The following is an 18,381-nucleotide window of genomic DNA, read 5'->3' as shown; positions in this document are numbered from 1 at the left end:
TCAGCGCGCCGCGGGGCGCGGCGCGGGGCGACGCTGCCGGTGCCAGTGCCACAGCAGCAACGCCGCCGCGGCACCCAGGCCCAGCTCGTCGGTGATGGGCAGCGCCACCACCAGCAACGCCGCGGCCAGCAGCGCCCACAGGCGCTCCCACGCCCGCAGCGGCCCCCACAGGTGGCCAATGGCGGCCATGCCCCAGAGCCCGACGGCCACCAGCGCCTTGAACGTGACCCACGCCACGGCCACAGCGCCGCCTTCGCCTTGCAGCATCAACGCCGGGCTGTACACGGCCATGTAGGGCACGATAAAGCCGGCGATGGCCACCCGCACCGCCTGCACGCTGATCAGCAGCCCGCGCTCGCGCGCGATCGGCGCTGCGGCGAACGCCGCCAACGCCACCGGGGGGGTGAGGTCGGCCATGATGCCAAAGTAAAACACGAACATGTGGCTCACGATCAGCGGCACCCCCAGCTCCAGCAACACCGGCGCGGCCAGCGAGCTGGTGATGATGTAGTTGGGAATGGTGGGGATGCCCATGCCCAGCACCAGGCAGGTCAGCATCGTCAGCAACAGCGCCAGCAACAGGTTGTCACGCCCCAGGCCGATCACATAGCCGCCCAGTTCGGCCGCCACGCCGGTCAGGTTGATGACGCCGATCAGAACCCCGACCAGCGCGCACGCCGAGGCCACCGGCAACGCATGCTGGGCGCCTTCGACCAGCGCCGCCAGCGCCTGGGCGCGCGCCTGCGCGCCGCTGCGCAGCACGTAGGTCAGCGCTACCAGCACCGCCGTGATGGCGAGAAACGTGCCCGCACCGAAGCGGAAAAAGCCGCCGCACGCCAACGCCAGCAGCACCCAGAACAACACCCGCAGCCCGGTGCCGCGCAGGCCCTGCATGACGGCGGCGCCAAAAATCAGAATGACCGTCAACGCCAGCCCGACGGTGCCGGAAAACATCGGTGTGTAACCGCCAAACAGCAGCGCCACCAGCGCCGCCAGCGGCAGCAGCAAAAACCAGCGTTCGCGCACCGCTGTCCACGGGTTGGGGCACTGGTCCTTGGGCAGCCCGTGCAGGCCGCGGCGACCGGCTTCCAGGTGCACCATCCAAAACACGGTCACGAAGTACAGGATGGCCGGGATCAGCGCCGCCTGCACGATGGCGATGTAAGGGACATTGATTGTTTCGGCCATGATGAAGGCCACCGCCCCCATCACCGGCGGCATGATCTGGCCGCCCATGCTGGAGGTGGCTTCAACGCCGCCCGCGAAGGCGGGGCTGTAGCCGAAGCGCTTCATCAGCGGGATCGTGAACTGGCCGGTGGTGACGACGTTGGCCACGCCTGAGCCGTTGATCGTGCCCATCAGGCCCGACGAGATCACCGCCACCTTGGCCGGCCCGCCGCGTGTGTGCCCGACCGTGCCCATGGCAAAGTCGGTGAACAGGCGCACCATGCCCGCCTGCTCCAAAAACGCGCCGAACAAAATGAACAAAAAAATGTAGGTGGACGACACGTACGTGGGCGTGCCGTAGATACCCTCGGTGCCAAAGCCCAGCGTGGCGATCAGTTGATCCCAGCCGTAGCCGCGGTGCGCCAGCGGCCCGGGCAGGTGCTGGCCGAACGCCGCGTAGGCCAGAAACAGCGCGCAGATGATGGGCAACCCCCAGCCCATGACGCGCCGGGCGGCCTCGAACACCAGCGCGATGGCCGTCGTGCCGACGAGCGCGTCGGCGCCGGCGAGCTCGCCCGCGCGCTGGGTGAGGTCGGCTTCGAACACCCACTGGTACAGCCCGGTGGCCATGCCGGCCAAGCCCAAGGCCCAGCCCAGCGCCAGGCCAGCGCGCTCAAGCGCGCCCCCGCGGCCTTTGAACGGAGGGTAAACAACGAACACGAGCCACAGCACGAACCCCACGTGCAGGGCGCGGATGACCTGGCTGGACAGCGGGTGAAACGCCGCCATGGTCAACTGGAAGGCGCTGAACGCCAGCGCCACCCACACCACGGGCGAGCGCAAGCTCACCCGTGTCGGGGCGGGCGCCGTCGCCAGCGGCGCGGCGTGGTCCATCACGGTGCGTTCACTTCAGCAGGCCGACTTCGCGGTAGTAGCGCGCCGCACCCGGGTGCAGCGGCACGGGCATGCCGGTCAGCGCATGCTCGCGCTTGATGGCGCGCGCGGCGTTGTGCGCGGCGTACAGCGTGTCGAGGTTGTCGAACATCGCCTTGGTCATGCGGTACACGGTCTCGTCAGGCACGCCGGCGTGGGTGACCAAAAAGTTGGGGATGGCCGCGGTGGGCACGTCGGTGGTCTGGCCGTTGTAGGTGTTGGCCGGAATGACCGCGGGCTGGTACGCCGGGTCACCCACCTTGGCCACGACCTCCGGCGGCACGGGGATGACGACGATCTTGATCGCGGTGGCCAGGTCGCGGATCGAGGCCACGCCCAGCCCGGCGGACTGCAGCGTGGCGTCGAGCTGGCGGTTTTTCATCAGCTCCACCGACTCGCCAAAGGGCAGGTACTCCACCTTGGCCAGGTCGTTGTACGACAGACCGGCGGCTTTGAAGATTTCGCGCGCGTTGAGCTCGGTGCCCGATCGCGCCGCGCCCACCGAGACGCGCTTGCCCTTGAGGTCGGCCAGCGTGCGGATGCCACTGTCGGCGTTGGCCACGATCTGGATGTAGTTGTTGTACAGCGCCGAGATGCCGCGCAGTTTGTCGAGTTTTTGCTTGAAGCCGGCTTCCTCGTTGCCCTTCCAGGCGTCGGACAGCGCGTCGGCCAGCGTGAAGGCCGCCTCGCCGCGGCCGGCCTGCAGCAGGTTGAGGTTTTCAGCCGAGGCGCGCGTGACCTGGGCGGTGGCGCGCACGTTGGGGATGTCCTTGGCGTAGATTTGCGACAGCGCCACACCCACCGGGTAGTACACGCCGCTTTGGCCACCGGTGAGCACGTTGATGAACTGGGTCGATTGCGCGTGGACGCTGGCGGCCACGAACGCGGCGCCCCACACGAGGGCGCGGGACAGACGACGCAGGGATCGCATGGTGGGTGTCTCCTTTGGCACGGATGGTTCTTGAGACGCCCATCGTACCGCGACCGCGGGTCCGCAAAGCTTGGGAAAAACCCCCTCGCGTGTCACGCGGGTGGCAGTGCGCGCCGCCCCCTCAGGCACGCCGCTGCCGTGCCACGGCCTCGCCCAGCTCCAGCACCGCCAGCGCGTAGTAGCTGGAGCGGTTGTAGCGCGTCAGCGCCCAAAAGTTTTGCGTGCCCAGCACGTAGGTGGGCGCGCCGCCCCCGGCGGCGGGGTCGCCGTTGTGCAGCAGCACCAGCGCCAACGGGCCCGGGTGGCGCTGCGCCTCGGGGGGCAGCTCGGCGCCCAGCTCACGCAGTTGCGCCGCGGTGAACGTCGGGCGGATGTCCGGCGCCAGCAGCGTGCCCAACGCTTGCGGGTGGGTGGGCGGCGTGACGGCGTAGCGCACCGGCATGTCCGGCTGCCAGCCGTGCGCGGCCAAAAACGCCGCCACCGAGCCGATCGCGTCCACGGGGCTGCCGATCAGGTCGACGCGGCCGTCGCCGTCGAAATCCACCGCGTGGGCCAGCCAACTGCTGGGCATGAACTGGGGCCAGCCCATGGCGCCGGCGAAGCTGCCCTGCCAGGCGTCCGGGGCAATGCCACTGTGGCGTGCCAGCCGCAGCAGCGCGCGCAGCTCGTCTTGGAACATGGCCTGCCGCTGGGCCGCACGTGGATGTTCGGGTGGAAAGTCCAGCGCCAGGGTGGTCAACACGTCCAGCACGCGGTGCTGGCCCAGGTGGCGGCCGTACAGCGTCTCGACCCCGATGATGCCCACCACCACGTGCGCGGGCACGCCCCAGCGTGCCTCGGCGCGTTGCAGCGCCTCGGCGTGCGCCGCCCAAAACGCCACGCCGGCGGCGATGCGTCTGGGTTCGACAAACCGCGCCCGGTACGCGGCCCAGTTGGGGTAGGCGGTGGCAGGGGGTGGAGTGTTGAGCGCGCGCGCCCGGGCGTCGCGCCGGGCACGGGGCAGCCATTGCTGGGCCCAGCCGTCGTCCCACCCCTCGGCGCGGTCGATGGAGGTCGCCAGGGCACGCAGCGTCGCCTCATCCCAGCCCGTGCCCGTGCGGGCGGGCTGGGCGCGCGGCTCGCCCAGCGGCAGCGTCGCCGCCAGCGCCGCACCCAGCAGCCAGCGCCCGGCCGCACGCCGCGTGGGCGCGCGCGCGGTCAAAGTGGGCAGATCGCGCAGACGTTGGCGCAGCGCACGCTGTTCGCCAGCAGGAAGGGATGCGGCCATGGCCGGATCGTAGCGCAAGGCCTCCAGTTGCAGCAGCGCGGCTTCCCATGCTCGGGCGGTGGCGTCGGGCACCCCCGGGTGACGACGCACCGCCGTCGCCAGCGCCCGCGGGGTGAGTGGCTGCGGGAGCGCCACACCTGCCGCGGCGGCGCGCTGGGCGGCCAGCCGCAGCCACCGTTGCCAGGGGTCGGCGCGGCGCGGGCGCAGCGGCCACAGCAGCCAAGCCACCCCCACCACGGCCGCCAGCCCCAGCACCGCACCCAGCGCCCGCAGCGCGTCGCGCCAGTCCTGCGCCGACCAGCCCAGGCGTCGCAGCAATTGCAGCTGGCGCGTGGGGCCGTAGTCGAGCACCCATTCGTTCCAGCGCTGGTTGGTGGCATCCCACCAGGCGCGCGCCAGCCGCAGCAAGCGCGGATCGACCTGCACCACCGCGCGCGCCAGCGGCCCCGGCGGGGGCTGCAGCCGAGCCCCCTCGGTGGTGCGCGACGGCGCCACCCAGGCGGTGGGGTCGATGCGCGTCCACCCCTGACCCGGCAACCACACCTCGGCCCAGGCGTGGGCGTCGCTGTGGCGCACGGTCCACAGACCATCGACGGGGTTGAACTCACCGCCCTGGTAGCCGGTGACGATGCGCGCCGGGATGTCCAGCGCGCGCAGCGCAACGACGAACGCCGAGGCGATGTGCTCGCAAAACCCGGCCTTGCGGTCGAACCAGAACTCGTCGGCGCTGTGCGGCCCGTAGACGCCCGGCTCCAGCGTGTAGCGGTAGCCGCCGTCGCGCAAGCGCTGCAGCAGGGCCTGCACCAGCGCTGCGGGCGGAGGGTCGCCCAGCTCGCGGCGCAGGGCTTGCGCCCACGCCAGCGTGCGCGGGTTGTAGCCGGGCGGCAGCTCGCGGTCCACCTGAAGCGCCAGCCGGTCGGCCCGAGGGCCCCACGCGACGTCGATGTGGGCCTGGGCGTCGTAGCGCAGCACGTCGGTGATCGGCGCGGGCAGCCACCAGGCGCCATCGGGGGCGGTCACCGGCGCTGCGTGGGGGGCGCCACCCTGCACCTGGGGGACGCGCAACGTGTGCTCCAGCGCCGGCAGCCATGGGCGCTGCGTGGGCTCCAGCGTGACACGGTAGCGCAGTGGCGGCCCGGCGGCCGTGCGCGTCACCGCGGCGTCGGCGTGCACCCACGCGGCGTCCACCACCGGCGCGGCCTGCGGTCCGTGCAGCGGTCGCCACTGCTGGCCGTCGAACACGCGCAGCACCGGCCCACGGAAGTACAGCGCCTGCGCGGGCGGCGCCCCGTCGGGGAACGCCACGCGCAGCGCGACGCGGTCATCCAGCGCCAGGCGCGCCACGTCGCCCACGCGCATCTGGCCGGACAGGCCGCTGCGGCCCAGCGTGCTGTCCAGCGGCAAGCCCCACAGCGGTGGCAGGCGGGGAAAGAGCGTGAACAGCACCACCATCAGCGGCGTGCCCAACAGCAACAGGCGCGCCGCGGTGCGGGCAGCGTCACGCACCGGCACCATGCCCGCCGGCCGGTGCGCCAGCACCAGCGCCGTCAGCAGCCCCCACACCGCCAGCGCCACGCCCAGCGCCATCGGCAACGCCTGCGAGCGCAGCAGCGGCGTCAGCAGCGCGAAAAAGGCCAGAAAGAACAGCACCCAGGCGTCGCGCCGCGCGCGCAGCTCGAGCGTTTTGAGCGCCAGCAACACCACCACCAGGGTGACGCCGGCGTCCGGGCCCAGCAGCGTGCGGTGCTGCGCGACGGTGGCGGCCAGCGCCGCCACGCTCAGGCCCACGCGCCACGGCCAACCGGGCAGGGGACGCTGGCGCCAGGCCAGCCAGCCGCGCCACAGCAGCAGCGCGGCGCCCAGCGCGCTGGCCCACAGCGGCACGTGACCCAGCAACAGCGCCTGGATCCAGGCCAGCACGGCCAACAGCAGCAGGGTGTCGCGCACTTCGCGCGGGCGGGTGGCCAGCACGTCGGGCCGAAGCGTCAGTGGCATGCCAGCACCTCCAGGCAGCGGCGCCGATGCTCGGGGCCGCGTCCGGGCGGCACCGTGACGCCGCCCGCCCGCAAGCCGTAGCGCCAGCCCGCGCGCTCGGCGTGCAACACCCAAGCGCACAGGCGCGAGCGGCGCCGCTCCAGGTCAAGCGCCGCGCAATCCGCCTCGTCCAACCAGCGCTCGGGGCCATCGGCGTCGGGCCGGGGCGTGCGCACCCACCACTGGGTGGGGTCATCGTCCACCTGGGCGGCTTTTTTCCACAGCACCTGGCGCGCCGAGTCGCCCGCGTGCCACGGGCGCACGTCGTCGGGCCAGCCGGTGGCGCTGGCGCCGCCGTGGGCGGTGGCGGACCCGGTGCCGCTCGGTGTCAGCGGGGGTGGCGGGGCGTCGGGCTCCGGCGCGGGGTAGACCAGGATGTCGGTGGCGGGGCGCCACCAGCTCCACACGCGGCACACCCCGAGCGGGTAGCGGGTGGCGACGCGCACCAGGGGCGCGGGCTGCCAGCCGCGGCGCGGTGGCACCCACGGCACCTCGATGACCACCTCGGGGTCGACGAGGTCCTGCGGCACGGCGGGCGGGCCGCCCAGGGCGTCGACCTCCACCGCCCAGCGCGGCCGTTGGGCGCCCGTCACGCGCACCGCCAGCGTCGCGGGCTGGCCGGCCCAGGCGTCGCGCGCGTCGCCCAGCGTCAGCGTCAGGCCGCGCAGGTTGGCGTGAGCGCTCCACACCGCCGCGGCGGCGCTGCCGGCCAGCATGAAGGTCAGCGCGTAGCCTAGGTTGAGCTGAAAATTGATGCTGCCCACCAGCAGCAGCGTCAGGGTCAGCGTCAGCATCCACCCTGGCCGCGTCGGCAGCACGTACAGCGTGCGGTGGGTGAGGCGGTGCGCCGGCGTGCGCGGCAGCCGCCGCAGCCACCACCCGCGCCAGCCGCGCACGCCATCGATGGCGGTCATCCCAGCTCCTGCAGCAGCGCGCGCAGCAGCGCGGCGCTGTCGTGCGCCACGCCCGGGGCCGGGCGCAGCCGGTGGGCCGCCACCGGCACGACCACGGCGTACAGGTCGTCCGGGGCCACGTAAGCGCGCCCCTGCAGCAGCGCGTACGCACGCGCCGCGCGCAGCAGCGCCAAGCCCGCGCGCGGGCTGAGCCCCTGCGCAAAGCGGCCCCCGCTGCGGGTGGCGTGCAGCAGCGCCTGCAGGGTGTCGAGCAGCGCGTCGGCCACGCCGACGGCGGCCGCCGCGTGCTGCAGCGCGCGCAGGCCCGCCGCGTCGGTCAACGCCGGCAGGGTGCTGAGCAGCTCGCGCCGGTCTTGCCCGCGCAGCAACGCGCGTTCGGCCGCAGCGTCGGGGTAGCCAAGCGACAGCCGCATCAAAAAGCGGTCCAACTGCGATTCGGGCAGCGGTTGCGTGCCCACCTGCTCCAGCGGGTTTTGGGTCGCGATGACGAAAAACGGCTGCGGCAGTGGGTGCGTGACGCCGTCGACCGTGACCTGGCGCTCTTCCATGGCCTCCAGCAGCGCGCTTTGCGTGCGCGGGCTGGCGCGGTTGATTTCGTCGGCCAGCAGCACGTCGGCAAACACCGGCCCGGGGTGGAAGACAAAGCTGCGCCGCTCGCGGTCCCACACCGAGGCGCCCACGACGTCGCTGGGCAGCAGGTCGGCGGTAAACTGCACCCGCGCCAGGCGCAGGCCCAGCGTGCGTGCCAGCGCCTGGGCCAGCGTGGTCTTGCCCACCCCGGGCACGTCTTCGATCAGCAGATGGCCATCGGCCAACAGGCAGGTCAGCGCCTGGCGCACCGCCTCGTCCTTGCCCAAAACGACCGTGGTAAGCTGCTGCAGCAGCGCGTCGATCAGCGGTTGTGGTGACGTCATGGTGGGTGACGATACCGCAAGGGCGGCGCGCCGGCATCACCACCCGAGGCAGACCCCACGATGAAACCGACCGGCTACTTCACCCATCCCGCTTGCGCCCGCCACGACATGGGGCCGGGGCACCCGGAGTGCCCCCAGCGGCTGGGCGCGATCGAAGACCGGTTGTTGATCACCGGGGTGCTGGACGCGCTGGCGCAGCGCACCGCGACACTGGCGTCGGTGGCGGAGCTGGAACTGGCGCACGACCGGCTGCACGTGGCGGCCTTGCGCGGTTTGGCCGACGAGCTGCGCGACAACGTGCAGGCCGGCGGCCCGACGCATCTGGCGCTGGACCCCGACACGGCGCTGGGCCTGCACACGTGGGAGGCGGCGCTGGCCGCGGCCGGCGCGGCCATCGACGCCACCGAGGCCGTGGTCAGCGGCGAGCTGGCCAACGCCTTTTGCGCCGTGCGCCCGCCGGGCCACCATGCCTGCCGCAGCCGGGCCATGGGGTTTTGTTTTTTCAACAACGTGGCGGTGGCGGCCAAATACGCGTTGCAGCGGCTGGGGTTGCAGCGCGTGGCGATCGTGGACTTCGACGTGCACCACGGCAACGGCACCGAGGATATCGTCGCGGGCGACGAGCGCATCCTGATGTGCAGCTTTTACCAACACCCGTACTACCCGGAGTGGGACCACCGCAGCGACGCCAACCTCGTCAACGTGCCGGTGCCGGCCTACACCCGTGGCATGGAGGTGCGCGAGCTCATCGAGATGATGTGGCTGCCACGCCTGCAGGCGCACCGCCCGCAGCTGATCCTCATCAGCGCGGGCTTTGACGCCCACCGCGAAGACGACCTTGGCCAGCTCGGGCTGGTCGAGCAAGACTACGTTTGGATCACCCGCCAGTTGATGGAGGTGGCGCGGCGCCATGCCCAGGGCCGCATCGTCAGCGTGCTGGAAGGCGGCTACAACCTCAGCGCGCTGGCGCGCAGCGTCGAGGCGCATGTGCGCACGCTGGCCGACCTGTGACGGCGAACGCCCCCGTAACGAGGAGACCGACCCATGTCGATGAGCGAGCAAGAGCCCATCTTGTTGCACCAGCGTGATGCGCGCGGCGTGCACACCCTCACGCTCAACACCCCCAAGACCTTCAACGCGCTCAGCGAAGCGATGCTGGCGGCGCTGTCGGCCAAGCTGGACGAGGTGGCGGCCGACGAAGCCGGGCGCGTGCTGGTCATTGCGGCGGCGGGCAAAGCGTTTTGCGCCGGGCACAACCTCAAGGAAATGCGCGCCAACCCCAGCTTGGCGTACTACCAGCAGTTGTTTGCGCAGTGCTCGCGCATGATGCTGCAGATCCAGCGCCTGCCGGTGCCGGTGATCGCGCGCGTGCAGGGCCTGGCCACGGCGGCAGGGTGCCAGTTGGTGGCGCAGTGCGACCTGGCGGTGGCGGCCGAGGAAGCGCGCTTTGGCGTCAACGGCATCGACGTTGGCCTGTTCTGCGCCACGCCCAGCGTGCCACTGGTGCGCAACGTCCCCACCAAGGTGGCGATGGAAATGCTGCTGACGGGCGAGTTCATCAGCGCGCGCGAGGCGCACGCGCGCGGTCTGGTCAACCGCGTGGTGCCGCTGGATGCACTGGACGCCGAGGTCGAGCGGCTGGTGACGTCGATCCTGGCCAAGCCGCGTGCGGCCATCGCGATGGGCAAAGCGGTGTTTTACCAGCACCGTGAGACCGGCATCGAAGCCGCCTACCAGTTGGCCGGGCAGACGATGGCGTGCAACATGATGCACGAGGTGGCGCAGGAAGGCGTGCAGGCGTTCATCGAAAAACGCGCCCCGGCGTGGCGCCAAGGGGGGGCGTGATGGCGCGCTCGCCGCTGCCGCTGGACGACATGGAGGCGTGGCTGCGCGCCTTTGCCCAGCCCGGCGCGCTGCTGGAGCTGGGCGTGCTGGCCCTGGCGTGGGCGCTGGCATGGCTTGCGGTGCGCGGGTTGCAGCGTGCCTTCAACCCCGACGCCGAGCGCTCAATCTGGTTTGGCCGCCGCGGCATCGACGGCGTGCTGTTTCCGCTGCTGTGGCTGGTGCTGGCCTACGCCGGGCGGGCGTTGACGGCGATGTGGGTGCCGCGCGCGGTGTGGAGCGTGGCCATCCCCGCGCTGATCGCGTTGGTGGTCATCCGGGTTGGTGTCAAGGTGCTGGAGGTGGCGTTTCGCGGCGCGGCCTGGCTGCGCCCGGTGGAGCGCTCGTTGTCGTGGCTGGCGTGGCTGGCGGCGGTGGCGTGGATCACCGGGCTGCTGCCGGTGGTGTTGGCCGAGCTGGACCAGATCCACTGGAAGTTGGGCGGCAGCACGGTGTCGGTGCGCACGCTGCTGGAGGGCGCGCTGTCGGCCGCAGTGGTGCTGATCGTGGCGCTGTGGGTGTCGTCGGCCATCGAGGCGCGGCTGCTGCGCGACGCCAGCGGCGAGTCGCTGTCGCTGCGCAAGGCGGCCAGCAACGCCACGCGTGCGTTGTTGCTGTTCGTCGGGTTGATGCTGGCGCTGTCGGCGGTGGGCATCGACCTGACCGCGCTGTCGGTGTTGGGTGGCGCCATCGGCGTGGGCATCGGCTTTGGCCTGCAAAAACTGGCCGCGAACTACGTCAGCGGCTTTGTCATCCTGACCGAGCGCAGCATGCGCATCGGCGACATGGTGCGGCTGGACACCTTCGAAGGCGTGGTGGCCGACATCAAGGCGCGCTACACGGTCATCCGCTCGGTCAGCGGACGCGAGTCGATCGTGCCCAATGAGATGCTGATCACGCAGCGGGTGGAAAACCTGTCGCTGTCCGACCCGCGCGTGTGGCAGTCCACCGTGGTCAGCGTCGCCTACGACAGCGACGTTGACCTGGTGCAGCGGCTGCTGGAGCAGGCCGCGCTGGAGCAGCCGCGTGTGCTGCGCGACCCCGCGCCGCTGGCGGCGCTGTCGGCGTTTGGGGCCGACGGGCTGGAGTTCACGCTGGGCTATTGGATCGCCGACCCGGAAAACGGCCAGCTTGGCCTGCGCTCGGCCATCAACCTGCGCATCTTGGCGCTGCTGCGCGAGCACGGGGTCGAGATCCCGTACCCGCAACGCGTGCTGCACCTGCGCGGCGCCGCGGGTGCGGGCGTCGCGCAGGCGACGAATGGCGGCGCCGGCTAGGGCTTGTGGGGCGTACGGCCTGTGCCTATAATCGTCAAAAATCGAACGACCGTTCGTTTTTTGTGGCCCTGGCGGCGCCGGGGCCCGTACAATGGGGGCCTGGTTGACGTTGACGTAAACGTCAACCGTGGCAAACACGCTTTGGTCACCTTCAGGAGCAACGCATGAAGATCCTCGTCCCCGTCAAGCGCGTGGTGGACTACAACGTCAAGGTGCGGGTCAAGGCCGACGGCAGCGGCGTGGACATCGCCAACGTCAAGATGAGCATGAACCCGTTCGACGAGATCGCGGTGGAAGAGGCCGTGCGCCTGAAGGAAAAAGGCGTGGCCGCCGAGATCGTGGCCGTATCGTGCGGCGTGGCGCAGTGCCAGGAAACGCTGCGCACCGCGATGGCCATCGGCGCCGACCGCGCCATCCTGGTCGAAACCGACGTCGAGCTGCAGCCGTTGGCGGTGGCCAAGCTGCTCAAAGCGCTGGTGGAGCGCGAGGCGCCGCAGTTGGTCATCCTGGGCAAGCAAGCCATCGACGACGACGCCAACCAAACCGGCCAAATGCTGGCCGCGTTGCTCGATTGGCCGCAGGCCACCTTCGCGTCCAAGGTCGAAGTCAAGGGCGACGAGGTCGAGGTCACGCGCGAAGTCGACGGCGGTCTGGAAACGCTGGCGCTCAAGCTGCCGGCCATCGTCACGACCGACTTGCGCCTCAACGAGCCGCGCTACGTGACGTTGCCCAACATCATGAAAGCCAAGAAAAAGCCGCTGGACACCGTCAAGCCCGCCGACCTGGGGGTGGACGTGGCGCCGCGGCTGCAAACGCTCAAAGTGGCCGAGCCGCCCAAGCGCAGCGCCGGCATCAAGGTGCCTGACGTGGCCACGCTCGTGGACAAGCTCAAAAACGAAGCCAAGGTCATCTGAGGAAAGGACACGCCACCATGACCATCCTCGTCATTGCCGAACACGACAACGCCACCCTCAAGGGCGCCACGCTCAACACCGTCGGGGCGGCGCTCAAGCTGCAAGCCGCCGGGGGCGGTGACATCCACGTGCTGGTCGCAGGCCAAGGCGCCGCGCCGGCGGCGCAGGCGGCGGCGCAGATCGCCGGTGTGGCCAAGGTGCTGCACGCCGACGGCGCGGCGCTGGCGCACGGTCTGGCCGAAAACCTCGCGGCCCAGGTGCTGACGCTGGCCGCGGGCTACAGCCACATCCTGCTGCCGGCCACCGCCGCCGGACGCAACGTCGCGCCGCGCATCGCCGCCAAGCTGGACGTGGCGCAGCTGAGCGACATCACCGCGGTGGTGGACCTGCACACGTTCGAGCGCCCGATCTACGCCGGCAACGCCATTGCCACCGTGCGCAGCAGCGACGCGCAGCACGTCATCACCGTGCGCACCACGGCGTTCGACGCGGCGTCCGCCAGCGGTGGCGGCGCCACGGTCGAATCCGTGCCCGCGGTGGGCGACAGCGGCAAGAGCCGCTTCGTCGGCAGCGAGCTGGCCAAGAGCGACCGCCCCGAGCTGACCGCGGCCAAGATCATCGTCTCCGGCGGGCGGGCGTTGGGCAGCGCCGAAAAGTTCAACGAGGTCATCACCCCGCTGGCGGACAAGCTGGGCGCGGCCATCGGCGCCAGCCGCGCCGCGGTCGATGCCGGCTACGCGCCCAACGACTGGCAGGTCGGACAGACCGGCAAGATCGTCGCGCCGCAGCTGTACATCGCGGTGGGCATCAGCGGCGCCATCCAACACCTGGCGGGCATGAAGGATTCAAAGGTCATCGTGGCCATCAACAAAGACCCCGAGGCGCCCATCTTCAGCGTTGCCGACTACGGCCTGGAAGCCGACCTGTTCCAAGCCGTGCCGGAGCTGGTCAAGGCGCTGTAACGGCCGCCACCAACCACCCAGGGCATTCAGCGCGTCGCTGCATGCCCCTTTTTTTGCCGACCGGAGACACCCCATGACCTTCAAGGCCCCCGTGCAGGATATGCTGTTCACGATGCGCCACCTGGCGCGTCTGGACGAGATCGCCCGCCTCCCCGGCTTCGAGGAGGCCAACCTTGAGACCGCGCAGGCGGTGCTGGAGGAATGCGCCCGCCTCAACGAGGAGGTGGTGGCGCCGCTGAACTGGGAAGGCGACCGCAACCCTTCGTCGTGGCGCGACGGGCAGGTGCTGACCACGCCGGGGTTCAAAGAGGCGTTTCGCCAGTACGCCGAAGGCGGCTGGCAGGGCTTGCAGCACCCGGTGGCGTTCGGCGGCCAGGGCTTGCCCAAGACGATCGGGGCCGCGTGCACCGAAATCCTCAACGCCGCCAACCTCAGCTTCGCGTTATGCCCGTTGCTGACCGACGGCGCCATCGAGGCGCTGCTGACCGCCGGCAGTGAGGCGCAAAAGCAGCTCTACATCCCGCCGATGATCGAGGGCCGCTGGACCGGCACGATGAACCTGACCGAGCCGCAGGCGGGCAGCGACCTGTCGCTGGTGCGCACGCGCGCCGAGCCGCAGGGTGACGGCACCTACAAGCTGTTCGGCACCAAGATTTTCATCACCTACGGCGAGCACGACATGGCGGACAACATCGTCCACCTGGTGCTGGCGCGCGTCCCCGGCGCCCCCGAAGGGGTCAAGGGCATCAGCCTGTTCATCGTGCCCAAGTTCCTGGTTAACCCCGACGGCAGCCTGGGCGCGCGCAACGATGTGCACTGCGTCAGCATCGAGCACAAGCTCGGCATCAAGGCCAGCCCCACGTGCGTGCTGCAGTTTGGCGACCACGGCGGGGCGGTGGGCTACCTGGTTGGCGAGGAAAACCGTGGCCTGGAGTACATGTTCATCATGATGAACGCGGCGCGTTACGCCGTGGGCCTGCAGGGCATCGGGCTGAGCGAGCGCGCCTACCAAAAGGCGGTGCAATACGCGCGCGAGCGCATCCAGAGCCGCCCCGTGGACGGCAGCGTGGCCGGGGCCGCGCCCATCATCCACCACCCCGACGTGCGGCGCATGTTGATGACGATGCGGGCGCTGACCGAAGGCTGCCGCGCGATGGCCAGCGTGGCGGCGGCCGCGTACGACGCCGCGCACCACCACCCGGACCCCGAAGCGCGCAAGCACAACCAGGCCTTTTACGAATTCATGGTGCCGCTGGTCAAGGGCTACAGCACCGAGATCAGCCACGAAGTCACCAGCCTGGGCGTGCAGGTGCACGGCGGCATGGGCTTCATCGAGGAAACGGGGGCCGCGCAGCACTACCGCGACGCCAAGATCCTGACCATCTACGAGGGCACCACCGCGATCCAGGCCAACGATTTGGTCGGTCGCAAGACGGCGCGCGACGGTGGCGCCACGGCGCTGGCGGTGGCGCGCCAGGTGCAGGCCACCGAAGCGGCGCTGGCGGCCAGCGGCACGGAAGCGGCGCGCGCCGTGCAGGTGCGCCTGCAGGCCGCGCGCGAGGCCTACGAGCAGGTGGTGGCGTACATCGCCGCGCAGGCCAAGGGCGACCCGGTGGCCGCCTACGCCGGCAGCGTGCCGTACCTGATGCTGGCGGGCAACGTGATGGCCGGCTGGCAAATGGCGCGCGCGCTGCTGGCCGCGCAACAGGAGCTGGCGGCTGGGCGCGACGAGGCGTTCATGCGCGCCAAGATCGCCACCGCGCGCTTTTACGCCGAGCACATCCTGCCGCGCGCGCTGGCGGCGCGCGACGCCATCGTGCACGGCGCCGACAGCCTCAAGGCGATGCCGCTGGACGCGTTCTAAAACAACACCTTCTCGACCACAAGGGCTCCGCATGTCACGCATTCCCCCCGCGCTGCAAGGGCTGGCGCTGCCGGTGATCGGCTCGCCGCTGTTCATCATCAGCAACCCCAAACTCGTCATCGAGCAGTGCAAGGCCGGTATCGTCGGCTCGATGCCGGCGCTCAACGCCCGCCCGGCGTCGCAGCTCGACGAGTGGCTGGCCGAAATCACCGAAGCCCTGGCGGCGCACAACACCGCGCACCCGGACCGGCCGGCGGCGCCGTTTGCCATCAACCAGATCGTGCACAAGAGCAACGACCGCCTGGAGCACGACATGGCGCTGTGCGAAAAGTACAAGGTGCCCATCATCATCACGAGCCTCGGGGCGCGCGAAGACGTCAACCAGGCCGTGCATGGCTGGGGCGGGGTGGTGCTGCACGACATCATCAACAACACCTTTGCGCACAAGGCCATCGACAAGGGCGCCGACGGCCTGATCGCGGTGGCGGCCGGCGCCGGGGGGCACGCGGGCACCAAAAGCCCCTTTGCGCTGATCCAGGAAATCCGCCAGTGGTTCGACGGCCCGCTGGCGTTGTCGGGCTCCATCGCCACCGGTGGCGCGGTGCTGGCGGCGCAGGCCATGGGGGCGGACTTTGCGTACATCGGCTCGTTGTTCATCGCGACGCACGAGGCGCGCGCCAGCGACGCCTACAAGCAGTGCATCGTCGAGTGCACGTCGGACGACATCGTCTACACCAACCTGTTCACCGGCGTGCACGGCAACTACCTCAAGCCGTCGATCCGCGCCGCCGGGCTGGACCCGGATCACCTGCCCGAGAGCGACCCGAGCAAGATGAATTTTGGTGGCGGCGCGGCCAAAGCCTGGAAGGACATCTGGGGTTGCGGGCAGGGCATCGGCGTGGTCGATGCGGTGCGCCCGGCGGCCGAGGTGATCGAGCGGCTCAAGCGCGAGTACGCCCAGGCCCGCCAGCGCCTGTGCGCGGCCTGACCGTGGCGTTCCCCCGCGCCCGCGCCGGCGCGGCGGGCCAAGCGGGGGTCAGGCGGCGGGCGCGCCGCCCGGCGGGCCCCAGGCCGCGCTGACCTGCCGCCACAGCGCGCGGCGCAGCTCGGCCTCGGGGGCATCGGCAGGCAGCACCACCCGTTGCGGCATCGAGCGCAGCCAGGTGAGCTGGCGTTTGGCCAACTGGCGTGTCGCGGCGGCGGTGCGCTCGTGCAACAGGGCGTGCGCGGCGGCGTCCAACGCAGCGTCGCCGGCGGCGTCCAGCGCTTCCCACACCTGGCGGTAGCCCACGCAGCGCAGGGCCGGCAGGCCCAGGTGCAGCTCAGCGCGCGCGCGCAAGCGCCGCACCTCGTCCACCAGGCCGCCGTCCCACATCGCCCGCAGCCGCGCGTCGATGCGCGCGCGCAGCCAGTCGCGCTGGCTCGGCTCCAGGCTCAACAGACACCCGCTCAGCCCGTCGACGGTGGGGGCCGCGGGTATGGCGGGCGCACCGCGCCAGCGGCGCTGCAACGCCGACAGGGGCTGCCCGGTGGCGCGCCACACCTCCAACGCCCGGCCGATGCGCTGGGCGTCGTGCGGGGGCAGGCGCGCGGCCGTGACCGGATCGACCCGCGCCAGGTCCGCATGCAGCGCGGGCCAGCCGCGCGCGCGCGCTTCGGCCTCGATGGCCGCACGCAGCTCGGGCTGCGCTGGCGGCAGCTCATCCAACCCCTCCAGCAGGGCTTTGAAATACAGCATCGTGCCGCCCACCAGCAGCGGCCAACGGCCACGCGCGCGGATGGCGTGCAGCAGCGCCGTGGCGTCGCGCACGAACTCGGCGGCGCTGTAGGGTTCGCTGGGGTCGCGGATGTCGATCAGATGGTGCGGCACTTGCGCGCGTTCGGTGGCGCTGGGCTTGGCGGTGCCGATGTCCATGCCGCGGTACACCAGCGCCGAGTCCACGCTGATGATCTCCAGCGGCCAATCCTGCGCCAGGGCCAGCGCGAGCGCCGTTTTACCGCTGGCGGTGGGGCCGGCCAGCGCCAACCAGGCGACGCGGTTGGCCGACGTCGGCGTCGGGGTCATCGCGCCTCCGTCAACGGGCGGTGGCCACCGGCGCCGGGCGCGCCTCGCCGTGGCGCTGCACCAGCGTCCACGCGACGGTGGCGATCGCCGCGGCCCAGAACCACAAGCCGTTGGTCAGCGGGTACACTCCGGCGGCCGCGCCGTCGGCCATGCGGTGGCCCAGCCAGGTGCCCATCGCGAAGGCGGTCACCATCATGATGAATCCTGCCAACGCCGAGGCCGCCCCCGCCGCTTGCGGGAACGGCGCCACCGCGCCGCTTTGGCCGCACGGCTGGTGCACGCCGTGCGCCAGAATGAACAGGTAGTACGGCCCCATGATGGCCCAGGTGGTGTGCAAGCCGGCCAGCGCCAGCACACCGCACAACGTGCCGCCGGTCAGCGTGAGCGCCGCGGCCACGGCCACCGTGCGGCGCACACCCAGACGCGGGATCAGCCGACGGCACATGAAGGTGCCGCTGATGTACACCACCGACATCGACAGCATCAGCAAGCCATAGCCGGTTTTGCTGTGTCCCAGCACGTTGATGAAGACGAACGACGACGTGGCCAAAAACGTGAACAGGCCGCCGTACGACGTTGCCGCCAGCAGCGCCCAGGCCCAAAACGTCGGGTGCTGCGCGATGCGCGCCCAGATGCGCAGCATTTCGCGTGGACGCAGCGCATGGGGGTTGCGCTGGGGCAGCGTTTCCTCGAAGCGCCAGGCCACCAGCGCCAGCCCCGCGGCGCCGAAGACAGCCAGCGCCGCCATCGTCGCACGCCAGCCCAGCCATTCGGTCAGCCAGCCCCCAAGCGGGCCGCTGATGACGGCAAACAACCCCAGGCCGCTCAAGCCCTTGGACATCACGCGCGCGCCCTCGGTGGGGGCGTACAGGTCACGCACGATGGCGCGCGCGCCCATCACCGCCGCGCCCATCGCCGCCCCTTGCACGATGCGCCCCAGGATCAACTGCTCGATGCTGGTGGCCAGCGCGCACGCCACCGCCGCCAGCGCGTAAGCGGCCAGCCCAGCCAGCAGCACCGGACGGCGTCCCCAGCGGTCGGACAGCGGCCCCCAAAGCAGTTGGGCGGTGCCAAACGCCAGCAGCAGGGCCGACAGCGTGGCCTGCACCTGGGCCATCGGCGCCTGAAACGCGGTGGCGATCGACGGCAGCGCGGGCAGGTACAGGTCGGTGGCCAGCGGCTGCACCCCCAGCAGCAGCGACAGCAGCACGACGACCCAGCCAGCGCTCATGCGTGGGTGGACGGTGGCGGTTGACAT

14 protein-coding genes are annotated in these 18,381 nt (G+C 71.0%); 7 read left to right on the top strand and 7 right to left on the bottom strand.

Features of this window, described 5'->3' with window-relative positions; translation table 11 throughout:
• From EDC36_RS02295 to EDC36_RS02275, 5 genes are all read right to left on the bottom strand, one after another.
• Positions 1–2,061 carry a TRAP transporter permease gene (locus EDC36_RS02295; protein ID WP_132961641.1) on the bottom strand — a complete coding sequence of 687 codons (2,061 nt, stop codon included), beginning with the start codon at positions 2,059–2,061 and terminating at the stop codon, positions 1–3.
• Positions 2,062–2,071: 10 nt separating this feature from the next.
• Positions 2,072–3,031 carry a TAXI family TRAP transporter solute-binding subunit gene (locus EDC36_RS02290; RefSeq protein ID WP_132961640.1) on the bottom strand — a complete coding sequence of 320 codons (960 nt, stop codon included), beginning with the start codon at positions 3,029–3,031 and terminating at the stop codon, positions 2,072–2,074.
• Between the two features lie 121 nt (positions 3,032–3,152).
• Complete coding sequence (locus tag EDC36_RS02285; protein WP_185971214.1) at positions 3,153–6,293, bottom strand: transglutaminaseTgpA domain-containing protein; 3,141 nt, start codon at positions 6,291–6,293, stop codon at positions 3,153–3,155.
• Entirely contained in the window at positions 6,284–7,246 is a 963-nt protein-coding gene (locus EDC36_RS02280; protein ID WP_132961639.1) for a DUF58 domain-containing protein, read from the bottom strand. Before EDC36_RS02280 ends, EDC36_RS02285 begins: the two co-directional genes overlap by 10 nt.
• Complete coding sequence (locus EDC36_RS02275) at positions 7,243–8,160, bottom strand: AAA family ATPase (protein ID WP_132961638.1); 918 nt, start codon at positions 8,158–8,160, stop codon at positions 7,243–7,245. Before EDC36_RS02275 ends, EDC36_RS02280 begins: the two co-directional genes overlap by 4 nt.
• Positions 8,161–8,220: 60 nt before the next feature.
• Here EDC36_RS02275 and EDC36_RS02270 point away from each other — a divergent pair, with 60 nt between their 5' ends.
• From EDC36_RS02270 to EDC36_RS02240, 7 genes are all read left to right on the top strand, one after another.
• The gene (locus EDC36_RS02270; protein ID WP_132961637.1) at positions 8,221–9,171 is read left to right on the top strand and encodes a histone deacetylase family protein; all 951 of its coding nucleotides are present in this window, start codon (positions 8,221–8,223) and stop codon (positions 9,169–9,171) included.
• Positions 9,172–9,204: 33 nt separating this feature from the next.
• Positions 9,205–10,005, top strand: coding sequence for an enoyl-CoA hydratase (locus EDC36_RS02265; protein WP_132961636.1), 801 nt, complete (start codon positions 9,205–9,207; stop codon positions 10,003–10,005).
• The gene (locus EDC36_RS02260; protein ID WP_132961635.1) at positions 10,005–11,318 is read left to right on the top strand and encodes a mechanosensitive ion channel family protein; all 1,314 of its coding nucleotides are present in this window, start codon (positions 10,005–10,007) and stop codon (positions 11,316–11,318) included. The genes EDC36_RS02265 and EDC36_RS02260 overlap by 1 nt, the downstream gene beginning before the upstream one ends.
• Before the next feature lie 164 nt (positions 11,319–11,482).
• Entirely contained in the window at positions 11,483–12,232 is a 750-nt protein-coding gene (locus EDC36_RS02255; RefSeq protein ID WP_132961634.1) for an electron transfer flavoprotein subunit beta/FixA family protein, read from the top strand.
• 17 nt (positions 12,233–12,249) lie between these two features.
• Positions 12,250–13,194 (top strand): electron transfer flavoprotein subunit alpha/FixB family protein, encoded by a 945-nt coding sequence (locus tag EDC36_RS02250; protein ID WP_132961633.1) that lies wholly within the window; start codon positions 12,250–12,252, stop codon positions 13,192–13,194.
• A 73-nt stretch (positions 13,195–13,267) separates the two neighbouring features.
• Positions 13,268–15,058, top strand: coding sequence for an acyl-CoA dehydrogenase (locus EDC36_RS02245; RefSeq protein WP_132961632.1), 1,791 nt, complete (start codon positions 13,268–13,270; stop codon positions 15,056–15,058).
• A gap of 31 nt (positions 15,059–15,089) precedes the next feature.
• Complete coding sequence (locus tag EDC36_RS02240; RefSeq protein ID WP_132961631.1) at positions 15,090–16,046, top strand: NAD(P)H-dependent flavin oxidoreductase; 957 nt, start codon at positions 15,090–15,092, stop codon at positions 16,044–16,046.
• Between the two features lie 48 nt (positions 16,047–16,094).
• Here EDC36_RS02240 and miaA read toward each other — a convergent pair whose 3' ends face one another.
• On the bottom strand, positions 16,095–17,123 hold the full coding sequence (gene miaA / locus EDC36_RS02235) for a tRNA (adenosine(37)-N6)-dimethylallyltransferase MiaA (RefSeq protein ID WP_132961630.1): 1,029 nt from the start codon (positions 17,121–17,123) through the stop codon (positions 16,095–16,097).
• Positions 17,124–17,133: 10 nt separating this feature from the next.
• The gene (locus tag EDC36_RS02230; RefSeq protein ID WP_207895021.1) at positions 17,134–18,381 is read right to left on the bottom strand and encodes a Bcr/CflA family efflux MFS transporter; all 1,248 of its coding nucleotides are present in this window, start codon (positions 18,379–18,381) and stop codon (positions 17,134–17,136) included.

It is taken from the genome of Tepidimonas ignava (genome assembly GCF_004342625.1).
GTDB lineage: Bacteria > Pseudomonadota > Gammaproteobacteria > Burkholderiales > Burkholderiaceae_C > Tepidimonas > Tepidimonas ignava.
Note: the sequence above shows the minus strand (reverse complement) of the source record. Positions and strands in the feature narration are given on the sequence as shown.

Coding starts and splice junctions, on each gene's coding strand:
- miaA (WP_132961630.1), bottom strand. CDS start 17,123: ATGACCCCGACGCCGACGTCGGCCAACCGCGTCGCCTGGTTGGCGCTG.
- EDC36_RS02285 (WP_185971214.1), bottom strand. CDS start 6,293: ATGCCACTGACGCTTCGGCCCGACGTGCTGGCCACCCGCCCGCGCGAA.
- EDC36_RS02245 (WP_132961632.1), top strand. CDS start 13,268: ATGACCTTCAAGGCCCCCGTGCAGGATATGCTGTTCACGATGCGCCAC.
- EDC36_RS02275 (WP_132961638.1), bottom strand. CDS start 8,160: ATGACGTCACCACAACCGCTGATCGACGCGCTGCTGCAGCAGCTTACC.
- EDC36_RS02230 (WP_207895021.1), bottom strand. CDS start 18,381: ATGTCAACCGCCACCGTCCACCCACGCATGAGCGCTGGCTGGGTCGTC.
- EDC36_RS02240 (WP_132961631.1), top strand. CDS start 15,090: ATGTCACGCATTCCCCCCGCGCTGCAAGGGCTGGCGCTGCCGGTGATC.
- EDC36_RS02290 (WP_132961640.1), bottom strand. CDS start 3,031: ATGCGATCCCTGCGTCGTCTGTCCCGCGCCCTCGTGTGGGGCGCCGCG.
- EDC36_RS02250 (WP_132961633.1), top strand. CDS start 12,250: ATGACCATCCTCGTCATTGCCGAACACGACAACGCCACCCTCAAGGGC.
- EDC36_RS02280 (WP_132961639.1), bottom strand. CDS start 7,246: ATGACCGCCATCGATGGCGTGCGCGGCTGGCGCGGGTGGTGGCTGCGG.
- EDC36_RS02265 (WP_132961636.1), top strand. CDS start 9,205: ATGTCGATGAGCGAGCAAGAGCCCATCTTGTTGCACCAGCGTGATGCG.
- EDC36_RS02270 (WP_132961637.1), top strand. CDS start 8,221: ATGAAACCGACCGGCTACTTCACCCATCCCGCTTGCGCCCGCCACGAC.
- EDC36_RS02295 (WP_132961641.1), bottom strand. CDS start 2,061: ATGGACCACGCCGCGCCGCTGGCGACGGCGCCCGCCCCGACACGGGTG.
- EDC36_RS02260 (WP_132961635.1), top strand. CDS start 10,005: ATGGCGCGCTCGCCGCTGCCGCTGGACGACATGGAGGCGTGGCTGCGC.
- EDC36_RS02255 (WP_132961634.1), top strand. CDS start 11,483: ATGAAGATCCTCGTCCCCGTCAAGCGCGTGGTGGACTACAACGTCAAG.